We start from the raw sequence: 20,556 nt of genomic DNA, 5'->3' as shown, positions 1-20,556 counted from the left end.
CTCATAGGTCAGCTCTTTAATGTTCCTGCCTTTAATCCCTCGTGCCATTCTTTCAGCATCGGCAGGTCTCCCTGCTCAATGGCTCCTGAACTCGCCGCTTCCTCAACTAACGCCGGGAAGTCGGTAAGTGTGTGGAATGTGAAGCCCGCCTCTTCAATCGCTTCGACCGATTGCGGCAAATCGTATGTAAAGATGGCGACGATGCCCAGCACTTCAAATCCGGCCTGCCGCAAACCTTTCGCTGCCTGAATTACAGATCCGCCTTTTGAAATCAGATCTTCCACAACAACAACTTTTTTGCCGGGCTCGACTTTTCCTTCGACCATATTGCCCTGACCATGCTCTTTCGGTTTGGATCTTACATAGACCATCGGCAACTCCAACAGATCACTCACCCATGCAGCGTGCGGAATACCGGCAGTTGCCGTACCTGCCACAACTTCGCAATGCGGGTAAAATTCTTTGATGGTGTCTGCCAGGCCTTTAGCAATTGCCTTTCGCACTGTCGGATAGGACATTGTCAGCCGGTTATCACAATAGATCGGGGATTTTACTCCCGATGCCCAGGTGAATGGATCCTGCGGGCGCAGTTCCACCGCCCCGATATCCAGTAAATGTTTTGCTGTTTCTCTTTTCATCATTGGCCACTCCATTCCGCAGAAATTTGACGATAACTTTCGATTGGATCCTCCGATTTCGTAATGGCGCGTCCCACGACGATATGCGTTGAACCCTGCACACGCGCTTCGGCTGGAGTTGCAATTCTTTTTTGATCATCAGCTGAAACCTGTTCCGGCCGGATGCCGGGTGTTACTTTCAAAAATTCTTCTCCGCACGCGTCACTTATTGCCTCCGCTTCAAGAACGGAACAAACGACACCGTCAAGTCCCGCTTCATCCGCCAATCTTGCATAATGGACAACGGATTCTTCCAGGCTCACCGGGATCAATTGGTCGCTGTGCATCTCTTCTTCACTTGTCGAAGTCAATTGCGTCACCGCAATTAATTGCGTTCGGCTGCCTCCCAGACCGCGTTTGGCAGCCTTCATCATTTTGAGCCCGCCCGCTGCATGGACATTGACCATGGCCACATCCATTTTGGAAATTCCCTGCATGGCGGATTCGACAGTATTCGGGATATCATGGAGCTTCAAATCCAGGAATACGTCATGCCCAAGTTCGCTGACAGCACGCACGAGCTCCGGACCTTCCTGATAAAATAATTCCATTCCTATCTTCACGAATAAATTTTCCTCAAACTTTGAAAGAAAATCCATCGTCTCTTCCTTCGTTGCAAAATCGAGTGCAATAATCGGCCTGACATTTCTCATAGGCGGTGGCTCCTTCCGATAAGTTCCTGTACTGAATCAAATCCAAGTTCATGCAGCCGTTCCGGCAACTTGCCGATGATTTCCGGACACACGAACGGATTGACGAAATTGGCGGTGCCGACTGCTACCGCGCTTGCTCCGGCGGACATAAAATCGATGACGTCATCAACGTCCGTTACGCCTCCCATGCCGATGATAGGCAACCGGGTTTGTTTGCTGACTTCATAGACCATTCGGAGTGCAACCGGCTTGATGGCAGGTCCCGACAAGCCGCCGGTGATATTGGCGATGACCGGCCGTCCCGTTTTCGGGTCAAGGCGCATGCCGAGCAGCGTATTGATCATCGTGATGCCGTCCGCTCCGCCTTCTTCGACCGCTTTTGCAATTGCTGCAATGTCCGTTACATTCGGAGACAATTTGATGTAGACGGGCACGGATGAAACGTCTTTCACCGCCCGCGTCAGTTCTCGCGCTACTGCCGGATCGGTTCCGAACGTGATGCCCCCTTTTTTGACGTTCGGGCAGGAGATATTGATTTCCAGCGCTTGTACATTCGGTGCTTTCGATATTTCCCGCGCCACTTCGACGTAATCTTCCGTTGTCGTGCCGGCGACATTGGCGATGATCGGTACATCAAATTGTTCGAGCCACGGCAGTTCATTTCCGAATACTCCCTGGAGTCCCGGATTTTGAAGGCCAATGGCATTCAGCATGCCTGATGACGTTTCGGCGACACGCGGCGTCGGATTGCCGAGACGAGTTTCAACCGTCGTCGCTTTGATCATGATGGCACCAAGCTGCGAAAGATCATACAGCTGCGCATACTCTTTGCCGAAACCGAAACAGCCGGATGCCGGCATGATTGGATTTTTTAATTCGAGTCCTGGAATATTTACTGTCAAATCGATCATGAAATCACCACTCCCGCTGGAAATACAGGTCCATCAGAACAGACTTTGATGTAATCCGTTTCTGATTTTGTTGTGCGGCAGACGCAGGCAAAGCAGGCACCTATGCCGCAGCCCATCCGCTGTTCATAGGACAGGAAACCCCGTTTTTGCGGATATGCCCATTGCACCGCTTCCAGCATCGCCGTCGGCCCACAGCTGTAGTACGTGTCAAAATCAGAAGGCAATTCGCCTAAAATATGCGTGACAAAACCTTCGGTGCCGTGTGAGCCGTCTACCGTTGCAATATGGGTGTCGCCCAGTGCCTTGAATTCCTCTTCGTAAAAAATCGCTTCCTTGCTTTCAAATCCCAAAATATGCACCGTTTTGATTCCCCGGCTGTTCAATTGCTTTGCCAGTTCATAAAGAGGAGGCACTCCGATTCCGCCGCCGATCAAATAAGCTTTTTTCTCAGCCTCTTCAACTGAAAACCCGTGGCCAAGCGGGCCGAGGACATCAATTTCATCTCCTGCTCTCTTATCAGCCAAAATTTGTGTGCCCCGTCCTTCAGCCCGGTATATCATCGTAAACTGATTTTTTTCTTTATTAATGGAAGCAATTGAAATCGGACGGCGCAGCAACGGCTCAAAACTGTCAGCCACACGGATGTGGACGAATTGGCCGGGCTCCGCCATTTCGCCGGTCAGGCTGCCTTCCGCTGTCAATTCAAAAATATTCTTAGCGATCTGTTGTTGGGCGACCACTGTCATCCGCTCTTGTTTGATCACCTGACTGCCCCCATTTCCTCTGCAGAAAATGTCAGCGATTCGATGACGCGCAGCATCGCTTCAGCCGTATCAAGAGAAGTCAGGCAGGCAATGCCGTTTTCCACCGATTCCCGGCGAATTCTGAAACCGTCGCGCTCAGGCTGTTTGCCTTTCGTCAGGGTATTAATGACGATCTGCGCATCACCGCTTTGAATCACATCAAGCAAGGTTCTGCCTTCTGATCCGATTTTGCCGATTGGCGCTACCGCGATTCCCGCTTCTTCGAATGCAGCGGCTGTTCCGCCTGTCGCCATGATCTGATAACCGATCGACTTGAAGCGTCTCGCCAGTCTGACCGCTTCCGCTTTATCTTTATCCGCTACCGTCAAGAGCACAGTGCCGTGGTCTTTCACTTCCATGCCGGCAGCAGCTAATCCTTTATACAGCGCTTTTTCCAGTGTCGTATCTTTGCCCATCACTTCTCCGGTCGATTTCATTTCAGGTCCGAGCGTAATGTCGACCCGGCGCAGCTTCGCGAATGAAAACACTGGCACTTTCACGTAAACACCGTTAACCAGCGGCGCCAGCCCCGGTGTATAGCCCTGTTCGATGATGCTGTGCCCGAGAATCGCTTTCGTTGCGATATTGGCCATCGGAATTGACATGATCTTGCTCATGAACGGCACCGTCCGGCTGGAACGCGGATTCACTTCGATGACGAACACTTCACCGTTTGAAATGACATACTGGATATTCAATAATCCCACGATATTAAAACCTTTTGCAAGACGCGTCGTATAGTCCACCAGCGTATCGATCAATTCCTGTGAAATATTTTGTGTCGGATAGACCGCAATCGAGTCACCGGAATGTACGCCTGCCCGTTCGATATGTTCCATAATTCCCGGAATCAATACGTTATCGCCGTCGGAAATGGCATCCACTTCCACTTCGATCCCTGTCAGGTAGCGGTCAACCAGCACCGGATGTTCGGGGCTCGCTTCTACTGCGTGTTCCATATAATAGTTCAGGTCTTCTTCGTTGTAGACGATTTCCATCGCCCGTCCGCCGAGCACATAAGATGGCCGCACCAGAACCGGATAACCGATATTATTTGCGATCACCACGGCTTCTTCTTTTGATACCGCCGTTTTGCCGAGCGGCTGCGGGATGTTGATTTCACGGAGTGTCGCTTCGAATTTATTGCGGTTCTCAGCCCGGTCCGTGTCTTCAAGCGTCGTCCCGAGAATTTTCACGCCGTTTTGTTCGAGTTTATCTGCCAGGTTGATGGCCGTCTGCCCGCCGAACTGCACCACGACGCCTTTTGGCTGTTCCAGGTCGACGACATGCATGACATCTTCGATCGTCAGCGGCTCAAAATACAGTTTGTCCGAAATCGAGAAATCGGTGCTTACCGTTTCGGGATTGTTGTTGATGATAATTGCTTCATAACCCGCTTCTTTGATGGCCCAGACCGAATGGACCGTCGCGTAATCGAATTCGACACCCTGTCCGATGCGGATCGGACCGGATCCAAGAACGATGACGCTTTCCTTTTCGGTGCGGATCGATTCATTTTCATCTTCATATGTGCCGTAGAAATACGGTGTTTCCGATTCGAATTCCGCCGCACACGTATCAACCATTTTATAGACCGGCATCAATTTCTGTTCTTTGCGCCAGTTGTATACTTCTTGTTCTGTCGTATTCCACAGTTTGGCGATGGTGCAATCTGCAAAGCCCAGACGCTTTGCCCGTTTCGCCGCATCAAAATCGAATGGGTTTGCTGCAAGCACCGTTTCATAGCCGACGATATTATCAAATTTCTTCAGGAAGAACAAGTCGATCTGACTCCATTCGTGAATCGTTTCGATTGTCACACCGCGGCGCAAGGCTTCGCCAATAAAGAACAGGCGCTCATCACCTGCCCGGCGGATCCGTTTTTCAATCCATTCGTCGCTCATGGCATCCGCATTTTTCAGTTCCAGGTGGAATTGACCGGTTTCGAGTGAACGCACCGCTTTCAGAATAGACTCTTCAAATGTGCGGCCCATCGCCATGACTTCCCCGGTCGCTTTCATTTGCGTTCCGAGATTGCGTTTTGCGGCTTCGAATTTATCGAACGGCCAGCGCGGTATTTTCGTCACGACGTAGTCGAGCGCCGGTTCAAACGCGGCATAAGTGCGGCCCGTCACCGGATTCATCATTTCATCGAGCGTCAGACCGACGGCAATTTTCGCTGCCAGTTTCGCAATCGGGTAACCCGTCGCTTTGGAAGCAAGCGCCGATGAACGGCTGACACGAGGATTCACTTCAATGATGAAGTAATCAAAACTGTCGGGATCGAGCGCCAGCTGCACGTTGCAGCCGCCTTCGATTTTCAGGGCCCGTATGATTTTCAGCGACACGTTGCGCAGCATCTGGTATTCACGGTCAGAAAGCGTCTGGCTCGGAGCCACTACAATCGAATCGCCCGTATGAATACCAACCGGGTCGATGTTTTCCATGTTGCATACGACAATCGCCGTATCATTGGCATCCCGCATCACTTCGTATTCGATTTCCTTGAAGCCGGCAATTGATTTTTCCAATAAACACTGTGTAACCGGGCTGTATTTCAAGCCACTGGATACGATTTCCTGCAATTGCTCGTCGTTATGGCAAATGCCTCCGCCTGTTCCACCGAGTGTAAAAGCCGGCCGCACAATCACTGGATAACCGATGCGGTCAACAAACGCCTTCGCTTCGTCCAGGTTGTGAATGATATCCGAATCAGGAACCGGTTCCCCGAGTTCATTCATGAGCGTCCGGAAAAGATCCCGGTCTTCCGCTTTGTGGATCGCTTCCAGTTTTGTACCGAGGATTTCAATTCCGAGTTCATCGAGGATGCCCGATTCATCGAGTTCAATCGCCATGTTCAATCCCGTTTGGCCGCCGAGCGTCGCGAGAAGTGCATCCGGACGTTCTTTGCGGAGAATTCGGCTGACGAATTCAAGCGTAATCGGTTCGATGTAGACTTTATCTGCAATTTCAGTATCCGTCATAATGGTCGCCGGATTCGAGTTGATCAGGATGACACGGTAGCCTTCCTCTTTTAGCGCCAGGCAGGCCTGTGTGCCGGCATAGTCGAATTCTGCAGCTTGTCCGATGACGATCGGGCCGGACCCGATCACGAGTATACTTTGGATGTCCTGTCTTTTAGGCATATTGCTGCTCCTTTCGATTTGCACTCATCATTTCGATAAAACGGTCAAACAGGTAATTCGAATCTTCCGGTCCCGGTGATGATTCCGGATGATATTGCACGGTGAAAGCGGGATAATCCAAATGTTCGAGCCCTTCATTCGTGCCATCGTTCAATGCCTGGTGCGTCACTTTCAGACGTGTTCCCTGCAATGTTTCTTCATCTACTGCGTAACCGTGGTTTTGCGAAGTGATTTCAATTTTCCCTGTCGCCAGATTTCGGACGGGGTGGTTGCCGCCGCGGTGGCCGAATTTCAGTTTAAATGTATCCGCTCCGCACGCACGCGCAAACAATTGGTGGCCCAGACAGATTCCGAATAGCGGCACCTGGCCGATCAATTCCCCGACCACTTGGACGCATTCTTCGACGTCTTTCGGGTCTCCCGGGCCATTCGACAGCATGACGCCATCCGGTCCCCAGGCTAAAATTTCCTGCGAGCTTGTATTATATGGAACAACGATGACATCACAATCGCGGTTATTGAGTTCGCGCAGGATGCCGTGTTTCATTCCGTAATCGATAAGTACGACGCGTTTGCCGCGGCCAGGACTCGGATAAGGGCGGGCTGTCGACACTTGAGCAACCTGATCCGTCTGGAGTGGCGCCACTTTCAGCTTGCTTACGACTTCATCGACATCCACTTCTTCTCCCGCTGCCGTCAGGATGCCTTTGATGGATCCTTTAGAGCGGATGAGGCGCGTCAGTCTACGTGTATCGATTCCCGAAATTCCTGGGATGCCTTTCATTTTGAACAGCTCACAAAGTGTCGATTTGCTTCTGAAATTCGATGGAAACTCCGCCAGTTCACGCACGACCATTCCTTTCACTGCCGGTTCGATCGATTCGAAGTCGTCGCTGTTGATGCCGTAATTGCCGATCAGCGGATAAGTCATCGTGACAATCTGTCCGCAGTAGGAAGGGTCCGACAAGATTTCCTGATAGCCTGTCATGCTGGTGTTAAAGACGATTTCGCCAATAGATGCATCGTCGCTTCCGAATGCTGTACCTACAAATACTGTGCCATCTTCCAAGATCAAATAACGTTTCATTGATGTGCCTCCTCCTGCCAGACGATTTTACCGCCGAATATGGTCATTGCCGGCCAGGCCTTGCACTGCCAGCCGCCAAATGGTGTATTCTTTCCTTTTGATAAAAATTGCTCCACGTCGATTTCCTTCTCTTTTTCGAGATCGATCAGCACCAGGTCAGCTGCCTGTCCTGTTTCAATCGTACCGTATGGCATTCCGAAAACTTCCGCCGGTTTCCGCGTCATCCAGTCGATCAATTGCTCGAGCGTCCATTTTCCGGTCTCCACAAAATTTGTGTAAAGCAGCGGAAACGCTGTTTCAAATCCGACGATGCCGAACGGCGCCTTATCCATGCCATGCGCTTTTTCGTCTTCTGTGTGAGGTGCATGATCCGTTGCAATAAAATCGAGCGTGCCGTCAAGCAGACCTTCGTGAAGCGCCTCGTAATCTTCTTTCGCCCGAAGCGGCGGATTCATCTTGTAATTGGCGTCGTCTCCCGGAATATCATCTTCTGTCAGGAGCAAATGATGCGGCGTCACTTCCGCTGTCACTTTCACACCCGCGCGTTTCGCGTCTCGTATGACGCGCACCGATTCTTTTGTCGACACGTGGCAGACATGGTAATGTGCACCTGCTGCTTCAGCCAGCAGAATGTCACGCGCGATGTGCACCGATTCCGCGATGGCAGGAATGCCTTTCAAGCCAAGCTCACGGCTGCGTTTGCCGTCATGCATCACGCCGTCGTAAATCAGGCTGTTATCTTCACAATGCGCGACAATAGGCATGTCGATGGCTGCCGCATCTTTCATCGCTTCATACATCATGCCCGCTTCCTGGATACCGACTCCGTCATCAGTGAACGCAAACGCACCGTTCTCTTTTAATTCCTGTAAATTCGTACGTTCTTTTCCCGCTTCCCGGATGGTGATGGAAGCATACGGCAAAACCCGGATGAGCGCATTCTTCTCAATCAATGCATTGACCTTCTGCAGGTTCTCTGTCGTATCCGGCACCGGACGGGTATTCGGCATCGCGCAGATTGTCGTGTAGCCGCCGCGTGCCGCTGATTTCGTCCCGCTTTCAATCGTCTCTTTCTGTTCCCCTCCGGGTTCGCGCAAATGCACGTGGACGTCGACAAATCCTGGTGCGACCATTCGGCCTTTTCCGTCAATTTCCTGTTCTCCCTGTGCTTTAAGTTCTTTTCCGATTTCCTGAATCTTTCCTTCAGCGATGCGTATATTTACCGGAGACAATTCCCCGTCCTGCAGCATATTTACATTTTTAATGAATAAGTTCATTTTTCAATCTCTCCCTTTCATCGCATATTCAAGAACTGCCATCCGGATGTAAACTCCGTTTGCCATTTGTTTAAAAATTCGTGAGCGCTCGCATTCGATAAGGCTGTCGGCAATTTCAACGCCTCTGTTGATTGGTGCCGGATGCATAACGATGGCCGAATCCTTCATCCGCTTTTCGCGTTCGATCGTCAGCCCATACTGCTCGTGGTACTGCTCTTCTGTCAGCAGCACTCCGCTTTCATGGCGTTCGTGCTGGACTCGCAGCAGCATGACCACGTCGGTTTCTGCCAGGGAATCATCGAGCCGGTCAGAGGTTTCAAAGTCGCCGCTCCATTCCGCCGGACACACGAATGTGACATCCGCTCCTAAATTCCGGAGCGCTTTGGCATTCGATTTTGCCACTCTGCTGTGGGCGATGTCTCCGGCAATCGTCACGTGGATGTTGTCAAAGCGGCCGAACTCCTGCCAGATGGTGTAAAGGTCAAGAAGCGATTGCGTCGGATGCTGCCCGGAACCGTCGCCGCCGTTGATGACTGCAAGCTTCACTCCTGCAAGCTGCTCGTAGTATTGCTCTTCGCTGTGGCGGATGACCACTGCATCGACCCCGATCGCTTCCAGTGTTTTCACGGTATCGTAAAGCGTTTCACCTTTCAGCACGCTGGAAAAGCCGGTTTCAAACGGTAATGATGCAATGCCCAATTTATGTTCCGCCATTTCAAAGCTCATCTTGGTGCGTGTGCTCGGTTCAAAAAAAAGATTTGCAACTGTGCCGCTGAGCGTTAACTGCTCTCCTTGTTCAAAAGCAGTGGCACGCTCGATCAAGTGCATGATCGTTGCATTCGGCAATTCGTTCATCGTCAGTATATTCGGCATTCAAAAAGTCCCCTTTCCATAAGAAAACACCTTCCCAGGAGCAGGAAGGTGTGAGGAAACAACAGGATATACGTATCCCTTGTTCTTCATCCCTTTCCATGCCTCTCTGGACATTCATTAAAAGGTGATTATAAAGTTCCGTCGTCAATTTCTTCTTTATTTCTTCCCGGCAGCACCAGGTTAAGAATGACGCCGATGATTGCTGCGAGTGCCATTCCTTCAATGACGAAGGTAGGCGTAAACTCGATTCGCGCCCCCCCAATGCCGATCACCAGGATGACTGATGAAATGACGAGGTTCCGCTTATCGCCGAAGTCGATGTTGTTGTCGACCAGCATGCGCAGGCCGGATGATGCGATGATGCCGAACAGCAGGATTGAAATTCCGCCAAGCACTGCGGTCGGAATCGTGTCGATCGCCGCCATCAATTTGCCTGCGAAAGAGAAGAAGATGGCGAATACTGCAGCACCCACGATGACGTATACGCTGTATACGCGTGTAATGGCAAGTACGCCGATGTTTTCACCGTATGTCGTTTTCGGGGGACCCCCGATAAGTGAAGAAATGAAAGTTCCAAGGCCATCGCCGAGAATCGAGCGGTGAAGCCCGGGATCTTTTATGTAATTACGGTCAACTATTTTGCCGAGCACAAGCTGATGACCGATATGTTCAGAAATTGTTACGATTGCTATCGGCACCATGGCCATTAGCAGCGTTCCGGTTACCGTGAAAGTGTAATCCACTCCCGGAATAAGAAAATCCGGTACTGCGAACCATTTTGCTTCGCCGATTGCCGTAAAATCGATGATTCCGATTGCCGCTGAATAGGCATAACCGACAATCAGGCCGATCAGGATCGGCATCAGCGAAATGATGTTTTTAAAGTAAATCGTACAGACGATTGCCGTCAGTAAGGTAACGAGCGCTGCAGAGAAATGAAGCAGGCTGTATTCCGAACCGCCATCAGCAGTTGGTATTGTCATGGCATTACTGACTGCTATCCCCGACAGGGCCAGGCCGATGACGATGATGACTGGGCCAACCACGATCGGCGGCAAAATTTTCATAAGCCAGATATAGCCGGTTTTCCAGATGATCAGTGAAACGATGGCATAAACGGCGGAGACGAACATGGCGCCGATCATGGCTGAGCCAATGCCGCCTGATTCTGTGGCGATTATGATGGGTGTGATAAATGCGAACGACGAGCCCAGATAAGCAGGCACTTTAAATTGTGTGATCAGAACAAAAATGATTGTAGCAATTCCGCTTGTCAATAATGCGATGGCCGGACTTAAGCCCACCAGCTGCGGAACAAGAATTGTTGCGCCGAACATGGCGAACATGTGCTGCAGGCTCAGTGAAATCCACTGGCCGGTTTTCGGTTTATCCTGTACATCCAATATTGCGTCACTCAAAACTTTCTCCCCCATATCTCTCTGTGTTATTCGTGTATGGCGACGCGGTCTTTGCCGTCACTTTCTTTCATCTGTACGACGATGCGTTCATTGCTTGATGTCGGTATGTTCTTTCCAACATAATCCGAGCGGATCGGCAGTTCGCGGTGCCCGCGGTCGATCAGCACTGCAAGCTGAATCTGCGCCGGGCGGCCGAGATCCATTACCGCATCCATCGCGGCTCTCACCGTGCGTCCCGTATAAAGCACATCATCAACCAGCACCACTTTATGACCTTCGATTGAATGTTCAATGTCCACTAGCTGCACCAGCGGCTCATTGTTTTTGTGTTTGGTGCTGAGGTCATCGCGGTAAAGCGTGATGTCCAGCTCTCCGGTTTTGACCGCCTTGCCTTCGATTTTCCCGATTTTTTCAGCCATACGCTTCGCGATGAATGCCCCTCTCGTCTTGATGCCGACAAGTATGATATCATCAATGCCTTTATTTCGTTCGATAATTTCATGGGCGATCCGTGTAATGGCCCTGGCCATTGCCTGCTCGTCCAAAATATCCGCTTTTTCCACCATTTTTTTCACTCCTTCAGACAAATAAAAAACCTCCTGCCGGAGGGCAGGAGGATAGATGCGCAGAAAAATCCAGCACGGAAGTGGGGCTTCCGGCTTGCGTAAATACCTTCTCAGCCTCTCTGGACTGTTTTTAAAGGTGTTGTTATTCGATTGGTTTTTTCAAGTATAAAGAACATCCTGCGGTTTTGTCAATCCTTCTTGCGAAGAGATTCCAGTAGTTCCGCAAAATACTCGGGCATTTCAGCTGAAAACTCCATATATTCCCCGGTTTTCGGATGGTCGAAACCGATCACTTCCGCGTGCAGCGCCTGGCCGCCGATATCCATTGTTTTTCTCGGTCCGTATTTCGGATCGCCTACCAGCGGAAAGCCGATATATTTCATATGGACACGGATCTGGTGTGTACGGCCCGTTTCAAGACGGCATTCCACTAATGTAAAATCGCCGAAACGCTCAAGCACTCGGAAATGGGTCACGGCATGCTTGCCTTTATCGACAACTGCCATATTTTGCCTTTCCCGTGGATCGCGTGCAATGGGCGCTTCAATTGTTCCTTTATCATGCGGGATGTGGCCGTGCACCAAAGCAATATATTTACGGGTCACGCTTTTTCTGACCAATTGGTTGACGAGAGATGTGTGTGCCGCATCGTTTTTGGCGACCATCAAAAGACCTGATGTGTCTTTATCGATGCGGTGAACAATTCCGGGACGAACGACACCGTTTATGCCCGATAAATCCGTGCAGTGATGCATCAATCCGTTGACCAGTGTACCGTATGCATGGCCCGGAGCCGGATGCACAACCATGCCTTTGGGTTTATTGACGACCAGAACATCGGCGTCTTCGTAGACGATTTCCAGATCAAGATCTTCCGGAACAACGTCCAGCTCTTCAAGCACAGGCGGCGTAACGATGATCACGTCATCGAGACGAACTTTATAGTTCGGCTTGACGATTTCGCCGTTGACACGGACCGCCCCTTCTTTGACCCAATTGGCAATCTGCGAACGAGACCAGTCTTCATCGATTGAAGAAACCGCCTTATCGATTCGCTCCCCGGCCATTTCATCTGTAACTTCAATTGTTAAATCTTCAATTTGTATTGTAAGTTCTTCCATTAAGACACCTTTTTCTTTTGTTGTTTTTCGTCATAGATCACGAATATGATCATCAGGATGACCCCGATTGTCAGAGCGGCATCGGCGATATTGAATATCGGAAAGTGGTAATTGACGACAGGAATCAGCACATCGACAAAATCGACGACTTCCCCCCGCAGCATGCGGTCAATGAAGTTCCCGATCGCTCCGCCGAGAATCACCATCAGGCTGAGCTGCAGCAGCTGCTGCCCTTTGGCGTATTTATGGAAATAATACAGGATGCCGATAATGACAGCAACCGTGATGATGCCGAACAGCCACATCTGCCCTTCCAGCATGCCCCACGCCGCCCCTCTGTTGCGGTGCGACAGCCAGGCAAGATACGGTTCAAACACAGGAATCCGTTCCCCGAGCTCCATATTTTCAAGGACAAGCCATTTTGTAAATTGATCTGCAGCAACAATCACTGCTGCAATTGCATAATAAATTAACATACGTTTCCCCCGTCAAATCATCTGTCTTTCCATTTTACCACAATCCGCGGCAAAAAAGGGAAGGCCCGGAGAACCGGCTTTCCAGTTCTCCAGACCTTCTGAATCAAAATGCTTTTGCGCTTTTCTTATGCGTAATGATTCTCCACAACGTCTGCACATCTCGGGCAAAGTGTCGGGTGAGTTTCGCTTTCCCCGATTTTGTCAGAAATCGTCCAGCAGCGCTCACATTTTTCGCCTTCATTTTTTTGGACTGCAACAGTTACATGATTTAATACCAGTGCTTCAGCAAGCGCATTTTCAGGCGAACCGCCGAATTCGTAATTCGATACGATCAGCATCTGTGCAACATTATCATCTACAGATGCCAGCAGGTTTTTAATTTCTTCTGAGCCGTAAAGGGTGACTTTCGCTTCAAGGGATTTTCCGATCGTCTTCGCTGCACGTGCTTCTTCCAGCGCTTTCAGGACGTCATCGCGAACCGCCATAAATTGTGTCCATTTTTCTTCAAGATCCTTGAAGCTGCTGAGTTCTTCAACTTCGGGGAAATCAGTCAGCTGGACGCTGTCTTCTTCGACAAATCCAAGATAAGACCACATTTCATCAGCCGTATGCGGAATGATCGGTGCAGCCAATTTCAAAATGGCCATCAATGAATCGAACATGACCGTCTGCATGGCGCGGCGGTGCGGATGGTCGGCCGCTTCAATATAGACAACGTCTTTTGCCACATCCAGATAGAATGAGCTTAAATCGTTCGCGCAATAATTATTCAACGCGTTGTAAATCGTCGCGAATTCATAAGTTTCGTAGCCTTTGCGGGCTGTGTCGATCATTTTCTGCAGCTTCATCGCCATATACTGATCCATTTCACGCATATCTTCAAAAGCAACTCGGTTTTCTTTTTCATTGAAGTCGGCCAGGTTTCCGTGAAGGTATTTCAGCGTGTTGCGGATTTTGCGGTAAACTTCAGAAACTTGTTTAAAGTTTTCATCCGACACTCGGACATCTGCCGTGTAGTCGACTGAAGCAACCCACATGCGCAGAATATCAGCGCCCATCTGATTCATCACTTTCGCCGGCACGATTACGTTGCCGAGTGATTTGCTCATTTTGCGGCCATTGCCGTCAAGCGTAAAGCCATGGCTCAGAATGCCTTTATAAGGAGCGATTCCGTTAATGGCAACACTTGTAGTAAGCGATGAGTTGAACCAGCCGCGGTATTGGTCAGAACCTTCCAGATACAGGTCAGCCGGATACTGAAGATCTTCGCGCTCATCGAGCACTGCCTGATGTGACGATCCTGAATCGAACCAGACATCCATAATATCAAGCTCTTTTGTAAAAATGCCGTTCGGGCTGCTCGGATGTACAAATCCAGGCGGCAATAGTTCTGCAGCCGGACGTTCGAACCAAACGTTTGAGCCGTGTTTGCGGAACAGGTCGGCAATGTGGGCAATCGTTTCTTCAGTGATGATCGGGTCCCCGTTTTCAGCATAAAATACCGGAATCGGCACGCCCCAGACACGCTGACGGGAAATATTCCAGTCGCCGCGGTCGCGCAGCATATTGAACAGGCGGGTTTCGCCCCATGCCGGTGTAAATGTTGTTTCATTGATTGCCTTCAAAATATTGTCGCGGAAAGCTTCGATGGATACGAACCATTGTGCAGTCGCCCGGTAGATAACCGGCTTTTTCGTGCGCCAGTCATGCGGATAGGAGTGGGTGATGAACGTCAGGGCTTCCAAAGCGCCCACAGCGTCCAATGCTTCCGTTATCGATTTATTGGCTTTATCGTAGAACTGGCCTTCGAATCCTGGAGCTTCTTCTGTAAAGACACCCTTTTCATCGACCGGGCAAAGAACGTCAAGGCCATATTTTTTACTGACCAAAAAGTCATCTTCCCCGTGGCCAGGTGCTGTATGAACGCAGCCTGTTCCTGAATCGACTGTAACATGGTCTCCGAGCATAACAAGAGATGTCCGGTCATATAAAGGATGCTTCGTCAGAATATTTTCCAGTTCTGCACCTTTCATTTCCCGTACGACTCTAGGATCTTCCCATTTCAGTTCAGAAGTGACATCATCCAGCAATTCGCGGGCGATGATGTAAAGAGACCCATTCACTTCAACTTCGATATAGTCAAGTTTTTCATGAACGGTAATTCCAAGGTTTGCCGGAATCGTCCATGGCGTCGTCGTCCAGATGATGAATTTTGTTCCTTCTGCCAGAACGCCTCTGCCATCCGTTACCGGGAATGAAACATAGATGGACGGTGATTTCTTGTCGTGGTATTCGATTTCTGCTTCAGCAAGCGAAGATTCACTTGAAGGAGACCAGTAAACCGGCTTCAGACCTTTATAGATATAGCCTTTACTCGCCATCGCACCAAATACTTCGATTTGGCGGGCTTCATAGGAAGGTTTTAATGTAACATACGGATTTTCCCAGTCGCCGCGGACACCGATGCGTTTAAACTGAGTGCGCTGGCTGTCGATCTGCTCATAGGCATACTCTTCACAGAGTTTGCGGAATTCAGCCAGTGTCATTTCTTTGCGGTTGACGCCTTTATTAGTCAAAGCCTGTTCGATCGGCAGACCGTGCGTGTCCCAGCCCGGAACATACGGCGCATGGAATCCCATCATCGAACGTGAACGAACGATCATGTCCTTCAATACTTTGTTCAGTGCATGGCCCATATGCAAATCGCCGTTTGCGTATGGCGGTCCGTCATGAAGCACGAAAAACGGAAGCCCTTTAGTGCGTTCCTGAACCTTTTTATAAATATCCATTTCTTCCCATTTCGTTTGCATTTCCGGTTCCCGGTTCGGCAAATTGCCGCGCATCGGAAAATCCGTTTTTGGCATCAATAATGTGTCTTTGTAATCCATCAATATTCCTCCTGTAAACATAATAAAAAGCCCCTCATCCCTGGAAAGGGACGAGAAGCCTGCTCGCGGTACCACCCTTGTTGCAGCTGTACGCTGCCACTCGAACGCCGTATCGTGGCGGGACGGAGCCGGTTACTCGATTTCACCGGTTCTGCTCAGGAGTGATTTTCCTCAAAGCTGTCAGCACCGGGCTTCCACTGTCCCCGGTTCGCTTTCCTGCCTGGCTGTGAGTACTGTCTCCATCAACGCATTCTATATGATAATTGCTAATTCCAGTATGCCGTAATTATAAAGAGTGTTTCTTTTATAGTCAAGGGCGGTAGTCTTCGTTGGAGTCTTCCAGTTTATCAAGTGTAGTCGTATCGACATCATATTCCATCAAAGCTTCCCAGTCATCTGTATCGATCAGGTCAAGCTGCGCTTCAACAATCATTTTGAAGCGGTTGCGGAATACTTTTGACTGCTTTTTCAATTCTTCGATTTCCATTGCAATGCGGCGAGCCTTTGTCAGTGATTCATTGACGATGCGGTCACCGTTTTTCTCTGCTTCACGGACTATGAGCTTCGCTTCTTTCTGTGCGTTGCGGCGGACTTCTTCAGCGGCTTCCTGGGCGACGACAATCGACTTTTGCAATGTCCCTTCAATCGTCGTGAAATGGCCGATGCGCTCGTCCGTCTGCTTCAGGCGCTCTTCCAGCTCTTTCTTTTCTTTCAGCAGAATTTCGTAATCTTTGATGATCTGATCCAGGAATTCGTTCACTTCATCTTCCTGGTATCCGCGAAACGCTTTGCTGAATTCTTTATTATGTATATCCAACGGGGACAATGGCATTCAGTGCACTCTCCTTATATTAAGTTTCTTAGTAACAGTATAACGCCCATTGCATGAAATATCAGTATAATTTTTCACATTCCATGCAAGGGCTATTTCCGCTGTTCCAGACGGCCGATCTGCAGACGTATTTTATCTTTTTTCGTTCTTCCTTCAACCATCAGTACTTTGACGCGTCCGAAGCCTCTCGAAGAAATCATATCCGATTCATGCAATTCGAACGACGGCTGTTCCTGCACCGTCCAGTTCACTTTAACCTTGCTTCCGTGAATCAGAGCCGCTGCTTTCTGGCGAGAGATATTGTAGATGGAACTGATCACGGTATCCAGGCGCATTGAGCTGACTGTATGGGATTCCTCGTGCCATTCTTCCGTCGCCACGATCATCTCGGCCATATCTTCAACTTCCAGCAGCTGCACTTTCACTTTAGCCGCAGAGACGAAATTGGTTTTCAGATACAAACTCACTTCATCCGCCACGGCAAATTGGATCCGTTCCCCTTCGATCCGGATATCACCGAATTTGCTGCGGTCCAGACCGACGCTCATCAGCGAGCCCAAAATATCAGGATGCCGCAGCGTGACGAATTTCACTGGGTATTTCAATTCATAGACGGTAATATTGAAATCATCCGCTTCAGGTTCATAATAGGAAGGATACAATAAAACCCGCTGCCGTTCAGCATCCGGAAAGACCCCCATCGACTGCATCAGGATGTCATTGGAGCCGAGCACCGACTGCACAATAAACCGTTCACGCGGATCCAGAAAATCTGTGAGCTTTGGCGTATACCGGTTTTCGACTTCATTCATCCAGCCTGAAACCTGTTCTATGAATTGCTGTTCTTCTTTACGAAAATGCTGAAAAATGGAATCCACAGTATCAGTTCCTTTCTGGAGTAGTCTCATTTCAAATAAAAAACCCCACTTGGAGTGAGGTTATTAATAAAGCATGTTGAAAAGTACAATGATGCCATTGGAAGCAAGACTCAGTGTAATGATCGCTACAATCGGTGAAATATCGATCATGCCGATTGGCGGAATAAATCTGCGGAACAAATCAAGGTAAGGATCTGTCACTCTTGAAATCATCTGTCCAATGCTGGATTCCTTAATGCTTGGTATCCAGCTCATCAGGACGCTGGCAATCAGTACGTAGGTATATATTTGAATGGCATTTAAAATTAAACTCAATAAAAAGATCATCAGTTAATTATGCACCTCTTTTATTAGTCTTCATCGTAATAGAAATCAGAAATTGCGCCATCCACTTCAACAGTGTCAGGTACGCACAGGAAAATATCCGTGCCGATGCGCTGAATATCTCCGCCGAGTGCATAAACAGTACCGCTCAGAAAATCGATGATTCGAAGTCCCTGGCTCTTTTCAATGCGCTGGAGGTTCACAACCACTGCGCGTTTGTTTTTTAGCTGTTCAGCTATATCCTGTGCTTCCGCATATACACGCGGCTCCGCCAAATGCACTTTGGAAGATTTGGAAGCGGCAGTCTGAATGCTTACAAGATTTGGCACAGTTGTTGTTTCAGCGGCTTTCTGCCGGCGTTCTTTCGGTGATTTCCGGATATCCTGGCTGACAGGCTGCTTTTCGTAGCGGGGGGCCTGCTGGTTTTGCTGCTGTGGCTGATCTTCTTCGTATTCCTCTAAATAAAAGAAATTCTTGAATGAATTTTTAATGCTCATCCCTCTGCCTCACTTTCTGAACCTATTAATGCAGTCCCGATGCGAACAAAAGTCGCCCCTTCCTGCGCTGCTATCAAATAATCGTTTGACATGCCCATGGAACATTCCGTGCAGGGGGCATGCGGCCACTCTTGTTCAGCCACTTCCAGCTGGAGAGCCTTGAGTCCACGGAAAACACTACGCAACAAGTCTTTATCTTCAGTATTCGGGGCCATGGTCATTAAACCGATAATATTGATTTTATCATATTTTTCAAGCGTCTTGATGAAATCCAGTGTTTCTTCCGGAAGAATGCCGCTCTTGCTGTCTTCTTTCGAAACATTGACCTGCACAAAACAATTAACGGGATGTTCTGCCCGCTTCTGAATTTCCTTTGCAAGGCTTAGACGGTCCAAAGAATGCAGATAATCGATCTGGTTGATGATGTCCTTCACTTTTCGGCTCTGCAGATTTCCGATGTAATGCCAGATGGCGCCGTCTTTGATGGCATCATACTTTTCGAGGAAGCCTTCCGGCCGGTTTTCTCCCAGATGGCTGATGCCGGCATCAATCGCTTCTTTCGTCCGCGGAACCCCGACTTGTTTAGTAACAGCGATAATCTCGATGCCTTCCCGTATTTCGTCCAGTTCATTTCTCATCTTTTTATATACTGGTGCAATGGATTTCATAAATTCACAACTTTTCCTCAGATGTTCAGTTTATTGTACCAAGTTTAGTGCTATTTATCAATTACGTCATATTAATAAGAAAAGCGCTGGAGTCTGGACATCGAAAAAACAGCTGCCATCGCGGCAGCTGTTTGGCTTAACGTCTTTTTTGTCTGTTGCGCAGGAAGGTCGGAATATCCAGCGCGTCATCCTGCGGTTTTTCCTGGCGGACAGGCTCCTGCTGATAAACCGGAACCTGTTCTTCCCGCCGCTGTTCTTCACGGCGTGCTTCGCGGAGTGTCGGCTGAGGAACCGGCTGCTGCTGAATTGACTGCACGCGGCTGGAGTTCAGGCCAGATCCTCTTGGCGTTCTCGGCTGAAGCTGTTCTTCGTTGAAACCAGTCGCAATAACTGTAACAATGATTTCGTCTTTCAAATTATCATTGATAACCGAGCCGAAAATCATGTTTACGTCTTCATCAGAAGCGGATGCAACAATATCTGCGGCTTCCTGAACTTCATAAAGGCTTAGATTGGATCCGCCGGTGATGTTCATGAGAACACCTTTCGCTCCGTCAACTGAAACTTCCAGCAATGGACTTGAAACCGCTTTTTTGGCGGCTTCGGAAGCACGGTTTTCACCAGAAGAGACACCGATCCCCATCAAAGCTGATCCTTTATTGGACATGATCGTTTTTACGTCCGCGAAGTCAAGGTTTATAAGACCAGGTACCGCAATCAGATCGGAAATACCCTGCACACCCTGACGCAGAACGTTATCCGCTTCGCGGAACGCTTCAAGCATCGGAGTATTCTTGTCTACGATTTCAAGCAAACGGTCATTAGGGATGACAATCAGCGTATCCACTGATTCTTTCATCTGGCCGATTCCTCCGATTGCCTGCGTTGAACGCTTGCGGCCTTCGAATGTGAATGGACGCGTCACGACGCCTACCGTCAATGCACCAAGCTCTTTGGCAATTCCTGCGATGACTGGCGCAGCACCGGTTCCGGTACCGCCGCCCATACCCGCTGTTACGAATACCATATCAGCTCCACGCAATGCTTCTTCAATTTGTTCCTTGCTTTCTTCCGCGGCTTTTTTGCCGACTTCCGGATTGGCGCCAGCGCCCAGTCCGCGTGTCAGCTTGCTTCCGATTTGAAGGCGGATTTCAGCTTTTGAAAGGTTCAATGCCTGTGCATCCGTGTTTACCGCGATAAACTCGACGCCCTGCACCCCATGTTCGATCATACGGTTTACAGCGTTGTTTCCGCCGCCGCCGACACCGATAACTTTTATAACTGCCATAGCATCAACTGTTGTATCAAATTCCAACATTCTTTTTCCTCCTAAAATTGCCCTGCTTTGTGATGAAGCATGATGCAATGATTTTTTGATGTTAATAGAAGCATAACTTTTCCAGTATAATAGGACTTTAAAAAGAGTGTTTCATTGTCCAGACTCCGGCGGCCCAGCTCTTC

General features: G+C 49.3%; 19 protein-coding genes and 1 other annotated feature. All 19 genes read right to left on the bottom strand.

Annotated elements, in window-relative coordinates; genetic code table 11:
• Positions 1-8 precede the first annotated feature (8 nt).
• Positions 9-638: an orotate phosphoribosyltransferase gene (gene pyrE / locus KW93_RS02790; RefSeq protein ID WP_033541440.1), complete on the bottom strand. Its 630-nt coding sequence runs from the start codon at positions 636-638 to the stop codon at positions 9-11.
• Positions 638-1,330 carry an orotidine-5'-phosphate decarboxylase gene (gene pyrF, locus KW93_RS02785; RefSeq protein ID WP_033541439.1) on the bottom strand — a complete coding sequence of 231 codons (693 nt, stop codon included), beginning with the start codon at positions 1,328-1,330 and terminating at the stop codon, positions 638-640. The genes pyrE and pyrF overlap by 1 nt, the downstream gene beginning before the upstream one ends.
• On the bottom strand, positions 1,327-2,241 hold the full coding sequence (locus KW93_RS02780; RefSeq protein WP_033541438.1) for a dihydroorotate dehydrogenase: 915 nt from the start codon (positions 2,239-2,241) through the stop codon (positions 1,327-1,329). The genes pyrF and KW93_RS02780 overlap by 4 nt, the downstream gene beginning before the upstream one ends.
• Entirely contained in the window at positions 2,238-3,005 is a 768-nt protein-coding gene (locus KW93_RS02775; protein ID WP_033541437.1) for a dihydroorotate dehydrogenase electron transfer subunit, read from the bottom strand. The genes KW93_RS02780 and KW93_RS02775 overlap by 4 nt, the downstream gene beginning before the upstream one ends.
• On the bottom strand, positions 3,002-6,190 hold the full coding sequence (gene carB, locus KW93_RS02770) for a carbamoyl-phosphate synthase large subunit (RefSeq protein WP_033541436.1): 3,189 nt from the start codon (positions 6,188-6,190) through the stop codon (positions 3,002-3,004). The genes KW93_RS02775 and carB overlap by 4 nt, the downstream gene beginning before the upstream one ends.
• Positions 6,183-7,277 carry a carbamoyl phosphate synthase small subunit gene (locus tag KW93_RS02765; protein WP_033541435.1) on the bottom strand — a complete coding sequence of 365 codons (1,095 nt, stop codon included), beginning with the start codon at positions 7,275-7,277 and terminating at the stop codon, positions 6,183-6,185. Before KW93_RS02765 ends, carB begins: the two co-directional genes overlap by 8 nt.
• On the bottom strand, positions 7,274-8,554 hold the full coding sequence (locus KW93_RS02760; protein WP_033541434.1) for a dihydroorotase: 1,281 nt from the start codon (positions 8,552-8,554) through the stop codon (positions 7,274-7,276). The genes KW93_RS02765 and KW93_RS02760 overlap by 4 nt, the downstream gene beginning before the upstream one ends.
• Positions 8,555-8,557: 3 nt before the next feature.
• Positions 8,558-9,427: an aspartate carbamoyltransferase catalytic subunit gene (locus KW93_RS02755; RefSeq protein WP_033541433.1), complete on the bottom strand. Its 870-nt coding sequence runs from the start codon at positions 9,425-9,427 to the stop codon at positions 8,558-8,560.
• Between the two features lie 128 nt (positions 9,428-9,555).
• The gene (locus KW93_RS02750) at positions 9,556-10,845 is read right to left on the bottom strand and encodes a solute carrier family 23 protein (protein ID WP_033541432.1); all 1,290 of its coding nucleotides are present in this window, start codon (positions 10,843-10,845) and stop codon (positions 9,556-9,558) included.
• A gap of 26 nt (positions 10,846-10,871) precedes the next feature.
• Complete coding sequence (gene pyrR, locus KW93_RS02745; RefSeq protein WP_033541451.1) at positions 10,872-11,411, bottom strand: bifunctional pyr operon transcriptional regulator/uracil phosphoribosyltransferase PyrR; 540 nt, start codon at positions 11,409-11,411, stop codon at positions 10,872-10,874.
• 188 nt (positions 11,412-11,599) lie between these two features.
• On the bottom strand, positions 11,600-12,532 hold the full coding sequence (locus KW93_RS02740) for an RluA family pseudouridine synthase (RefSeq protein ID WP_442956608.1): 933 nt from the start codon (positions 12,530-12,532) through the stop codon (positions 11,600-11,602).
• Positions 12,532-13,008 carry a signal peptidase II gene (gene lspA / locus KW93_RS02735; RefSeq protein WP_033541431.1) on the bottom strand — a complete coding sequence of 159 codons (477 nt, stop codon included), beginning with the start codon at positions 13,006-13,008 and terminating at the stop codon, positions 12,532-12,534. Before lspA ends, KW93_RS02740 begins: the two co-directional genes overlap by 1 nt.
• Positions 13,009-13,133: 125 nt before the next feature.
• Complete coding sequence (gene ileS, locus KW93_RS02730; RefSeq protein ID WP_033541430.1) at positions 13,134-15,896, bottom strand: isoleucine--tRNA ligase; 2,763 nt, start codon at positions 15,894-15,896, stop codon at positions 13,134-13,136.
• A gap of 43 nt (positions 15,897-15,939) precedes the next feature.
• Positions 15,940-16,151: a binding site (T-box leader), on the bottom strand.
• Between the two features lie 55 nt (positions 16,152-16,206).
• Complete coding sequence (locus tag KW93_RS02725; RefSeq protein ID WP_033541429.1) at positions 16,207-16,728, bottom strand: DivIVA domain-containing protein; 522 nt, start codon at positions 16,726-16,728, stop codon at positions 16,207-16,209.
• 92 nt (positions 16,729-16,820) lie between these two features.
• On the bottom strand, positions 16,821-17,606 hold the full coding sequence (locus tag KW93_RS02720) for a YlmH family RNA-binding protein (RefSeq protein WP_033541428.1): 786 nt from the start codon (positions 17,604-17,606) through the stop codon (positions 16,821-16,823).
• A 63-nt stretch (positions 17,607-17,669) separates the two neighbouring features.
• Positions 17,670-17,933, bottom strand: a complete 264-nt coding sequence (locus tag KW93_RS02715) for a YggT family protein (RefSeq protein WP_033541427.1) — start codon at positions 17,931-17,933, stop codon at positions 17,670-17,672.
• 23 nt (positions 17,934-17,956) lie between these two features.
• Positions 17,957-18,427, bottom strand: a complete 471-nt coding sequence (locus tag KW93_RS02710) for a cell division protein SepF (protein WP_033541426.1) — start codon at positions 18,425-18,427, stop codon at positions 17,957-17,959.
• The gene (locus KW93_RS02705) at positions 18,424-19,095 is read right to left on the bottom strand and encodes a YggS family pyridoxal phosphate-dependent enzyme (RefSeq protein ID WP_033541425.1); all 672 of its coding nucleotides are present in this window, start codon (positions 19,093-19,095) and stop codon (positions 18,424-18,426) included. The genes KW93_RS02710 and KW93_RS02705 overlap by 4 nt, the downstream gene beginning before the upstream one ends.
• 136 nt (positions 19,096-19,231) lie before the next feature.
• The gene (gene ftsZ, locus KW93_RS02700) at positions 19,232-20,413 is read right to left on the bottom strand and encodes a cell division protein FtsZ (RefSeq protein ID WP_033541424.1); all 1,182 of its coding nucleotides are present in this window, start codon (positions 20,411-20,413) and stop codon (positions 19,232-19,234) included.
• Between the last annotated feature and the right edge of the window lie 143 nt (positions 20,414-20,556).

This window comes from Planococcus sp. CAU13 (genome assembly GCF_000775575.1).
In the GTDB taxonomy this organism is placed as follows: Bacteria; Bacillota; Bacilli; order Bacillales_A; family Planococcaceae; genus Planococcus.
The sequence above is the reverse complement of the archived record's forward strand: the minus strand, read 5'-3'. Positions and strand labels throughout refer to the sequence as shown.